Here is a 3,966-nt window from a genome sequence, read left to right as displayed (position 1 = left end):
CCGGCGGCGACGGCGGCAAGAATGCCCGAGACATGGAACGCCTCGGCCAGCAGATAGGCGGCGAAAGGGATAAGCAGGCTGATCAGGATCTGGATGGCTGGCTCCTCGCGGGTGCGCCGAACCAGAAAGTTATTACATTTGCCGGTGACCCACACCACCACGAGGCCACTGAGGATGCCCCCGAAGGCCATCAGGAAAAATTTCACCACCGCGTCTCCCGGGGAGAAGCTGCCGGTCAGCACCGCGGCGATGGCGAAATTAAAGGCGACGAGCCCTGAAGCATCGTTTAACAACGACTCCCCTTCGAGAATATGCGCCATCCTTGAGGGAAGCGGCGAGCTGGCGGTCATTGCCGATACCGCCACCGGATCGGTAGGCGACAGAATAGCCGCGAGGGCGAACCCTGCCGCCACGGTGATAGCCGGGATCAGCCAGTGAATAAACAGGCCAATACCGAGAATAGTCACCATCACCAGGCCTATCGCCAGCGATAAAATCGGCTTCATATCGCGGAAAAAAGCGTCTTTGGGGATGCGCCAGCCATCGAGGAACAGCAGCGGCGGGATAAACAGCAGTAAAAAAATATGCGGGTCAAAATCGACCTGAAAGCCACTGGCGGCCAGCGCGGCGCCCGCGGCGATTTGGATCAGCGGTAGCGGCACTTTAACGGGCAGAAGATGGGACAGGAACACGGTCACCACGATGGCCATGATAAAGACCAGCACGATAGCAATTAGCGACATTCATCCCCTCCTCTGACGGCAATATTCATTCTGTACATCAGACTGTTAATCCTTTTTCGCAGGTGTTGTTTCGGTAACAGATTATTTACCCAGTCACCGATAATTAAAGACAGACGTCATTGTCTGCCGGCGATAATATTTAAACTGAGGTGGCAACCGGTGCCGGATCAGGGGTCACAATGTCTTTTATCAAGCCGCGTTTGTCAATCCGCTATCGTCTGCAAATCATCCCCGGCCGGCATTCCGGGGAGAAGTCCTCACGGGACTGTCGACCGGGTACTTCGCAAATTGGCCTCTTCACATGGACAAAACCACTCAACCGCTCCAGCCCCCCGCTGTTTATATATTCCCAATATTATTAATTCGTATTATGCATTGTGAATATGGATATTAATGACCAGTCTAATATACCCGGCAGAGTTATATTTCGTGCCCCCGCCGGCAGTGCGAACCACGTATTTGCGATAAATAATTCTTAACGCCCCCCAGTTCAGGATGATTGGTCAGCCAGCCTTACGCTACGCGCAATGCTTGCCCTCCCCCTGAATTGGGCGTACCCTGACCAACAATTAAACCACACGGTCTAAATCATGAATCCCGATACCTCCGCCGTCCTGAAGCCCCGCCGCGGCCGTCCACCCAAGGTCGATCGCCAGTTTGACGATACGCGTCAGGCGCTGATTCGCTCAGGCCTTGAAGTGCTGACCGAAACGGGCTATCTCGCGGCGGGTATTGATGCGGTGATCAAGAATATCGCCGTGCCAAAGGGGTCGTTTTATCACTGCTTTAAAAGCAAAGAGGCTTTTGGCCTCGCCGTGCTTGCCGCCTATGGCGACTTCTTTGCGCATAAATTAGATAAATTCCTGCTGGACGACGCCGTGCCGCCGCTGGAACGAATGGCGGCCTTTGTGCGTCATGCCGGTCAGGGAATGGAGAAATTCCAGTTTCGCCGCGGCTGCCTGGTGGGCAACCTGCTGCAGGAAGCCCCGTTGTTACCCGAGACGTTTCCCCAACGGTTGATGGCTATCCTGGCGGCATGGGAGTCGCGCGTGGCGCGCTGCCTGCGCGAAGCGCAGGCAGCCGGGGCCATCGCCAGCGACGCCTCACCGCAGGCGCTGGCCCAGGTGTTCTGGATCGGCTGGGAAGGCGCGGTGATGCGCGCCAGGCTGGTCCAGTCTGCCGCACCGCTTAACCAGTACTGGGATTTTTTTGCGCACAGTATGACAACAAAAACACCTGCACAGGACGGCGCTAGCGCCGATAACCCCCTTCCGACGAGGAATACTCTGTCATGAAAGCATTAGTTCTGGACCAGATCGACAACCGCACCGTCGCCACCGTCAAAGATATCGACCTGCCCGCTCTTGCCGAAGGCGACGTCCGGGTCGCCATCGACTGGTCGAGTCTCAATTATAAAGACGCCCTGGCGATCACCGGCAAAGGCAAAATTATCCGTCAGTTTCCGATGGTGCCGGGCATTGATTTTGCCGGTCAGGTGAAAGAAAGCCGCGATCCGCGCTTTGTTCCCGGCCAGGCCGTGATCCTCACCGGCTGGGGCGTGGGCGAAAACCACTGGGGTGGCCTGGCCACCGAAGCCTGCGTTAAAGGCGACTGGCTGGTTGCTCTGCCGGAGACGCTCAGCGCGCGCCAGGCAATGATCATCGGCACCGCCGGTTTTACCGCGATGCTATGCGTTGATGCTCTCGTTAGTGCGGGTGTCACCCCTGACAGCGGGGATATCCTGGTCACCGGCGCCAGCGGCGGGGTCGGCAGCACCGCCGTGGTGTTGCTGAAAGCCCTTGGCTACCGGGTGACGGCCGTATCGGGCCGGGAATCGACACACGATTACCTTCGCCAGCTGGGCGCCGATACGATCCTGCCGCGCAGCGACTTCGCGGAGACCCGTCCGCTGGAGAAACAGCTGTGGGCGGGCGCGGTGGATACCGTTGGCGGCCCGGTGTTGGCCAAAGTGCTGGCGCAAACGCAATATCGCGGCTGCGTCGCCGCCTGCGGTCTGGCCGGGGGCTTCGATCTGCCGACCACCGTGATGCCGTTTATTCTGCGCAATGTGCGTCTGCAGGGGGTGGATTCGGTGATGGTGCCGACCGCTGAACGCGACGCTGTCTGGCAGCGTCTGGCCCAGCTTCTGCCGGAGAGCTACTACCAGCAGGCGGCCACTGAAATCACGCTGGAGCAGGCGCCAGCGTATGCCGCAGATTTCCTCAGCAATAATATTCATGGTCGGACGCTGGTCAATATCGGCCAGTAATCCTCTTCTCCCGGCGCCCGTGCGGCGCCGGATCCCGAGAGGGATCAAGGCATATCATTTCCTTCCCCACGGGATTATGATGACGCGAACGAATAGCTCTGCGAGTGGTAAAAAAAGTAAATGGATGTCATAAGCATCATTATGGCGGCGGGCAAGTCGTCCGTTGACGTCGCGCTGTATACGCTGTTGCCGATCATGGTGATCATGCTGATCATCATGAAATACCTTGAGGTCCGCGGTATCCTCGATGTGATTGTTCGCTGGGTGGCCCCGCTGCTGAAGCCCTTCGGCTTAACCGGGATGAGCGCCTTCGCCCTGATCCAGATTAACTTTGTCAGCTTTGCCGCCCCGCTCGCCACGCTGTCGATTATGGATAAACGCGGCGTCTCGGACCGACAAATGGCCGCCACGCTGGCCATGGTGTTCGCCATGGGGCAAGGCAACGTCTTCTATCCTCTTACCCCTTTTGGTCTGCACTGGCTGGCCTCGATCGTTATCTCGGTGGTCGGCGGCCTGTGCGCGGCCGCCGTCGCCTGGCACGTCACCGGACGGCGCTTATCGGTCGCCGAGAACCCCCGCGCGGAAGCGCTGCCGAACGCCGAGCAGAACAGCCAGGGAATTCTGGCCGTGATTAATAGCGCCGGCTCCGACGCCATCCGCCTGGCGCTCGGCGCGGTGCCAATGCTGATCCTGTCGTTAACCATCGTCGGGCTGCTGCAGGGCGCCGGGGCTATCGACCTGCTGCAGCAGCTGCTAAAGCCGCTTCTCGGCTGGCTGCACATCCCCCAGAACTTTGTGCTACCGGCGCTGGTGAAGTGCGTTGCCGGGGGCACCGCCTACTTTGGCGTCATTTCCGAGCTGATCCAGCAGGGCAAAGTCACCGTCGGCCAGGTCAACGCCTCGGCAGGTCTACTGATCCAGACCTTTGATCTTCCCGGTATCGGCATTTTTCTT

The 3,966-nt window shown here is 58.8% G+C and carries 3 protein-coding genes and 1 pseudogene; 3 read left to right on the top strand and 1 reads right to left on the bottom strand.

The window, feature by feature from the left end; genetic code table 11:
- Positions 1-743 (bottom strand): sodium:proton antiporter (locus tag HMPREF1024_RS23925; protein WP_009307515.1); only part of this gene is annotated, 743 nt, incomplete at its 3' end.
- A gap of 590 nt (positions 744-1,333) precedes the next feature.
- On the opposite strand from HMPREF1024_RS23925, the pseudogene HMPREF1024_RS23930 reads away from it, so the two are divergent.
- From HMPREF1024_RS23930 to HMPREF1024_RS23940, 3 genes and pseudogenes are all read left to right on the top strand, one after another.
- Positions 1,334-2,159, top strand: a pseudogene (locus HMPREF1024_RS23930) (TetR/AcrR family transcriptional regulator).
- Positions 2,050-3,012: an MDR family oxidoreductase gene (locus HMPREF1024_RS23935; protein ID WP_223174639.1), complete on the top strand. Its 963-nt coding sequence runs from the start codon at positions 2,050-2,052 to the stop codon at positions 3,010-3,012. The pseudogene HMPREF1024_RS23930 and the gene HMPREF1024_RS23935 overlap by 110 nt, the downstream one beginning before the upstream one ends.
- Before the next feature lie 120 nt (positions 3,013-3,132).
- Positions 3,133-3,966: nucleoside recognition domain-containing protein (locus HMPREF1024_RS23940; protein ID WP_009307514.1), on the top strand; the 834-nt coding region annotated here is incomplete at its 3' end.

It is taken from the genome of Klebsiella sp. 4_1_44FAA, from assembly GCF_000238715.1.
In the GTDB taxonomy this organism is placed as follows: Bacteria; Pseudomonadota; Gammaproteobacteria; order Enterobacterales; family Enterobacteriaceae; genus Klebsiella; species Klebsiella pneumoniae.
The sequence above is the reverse complement of the archived record's forward strand: the minus strand, read 5'-3'. Positions and strand labels throughout refer to the sequence as shown.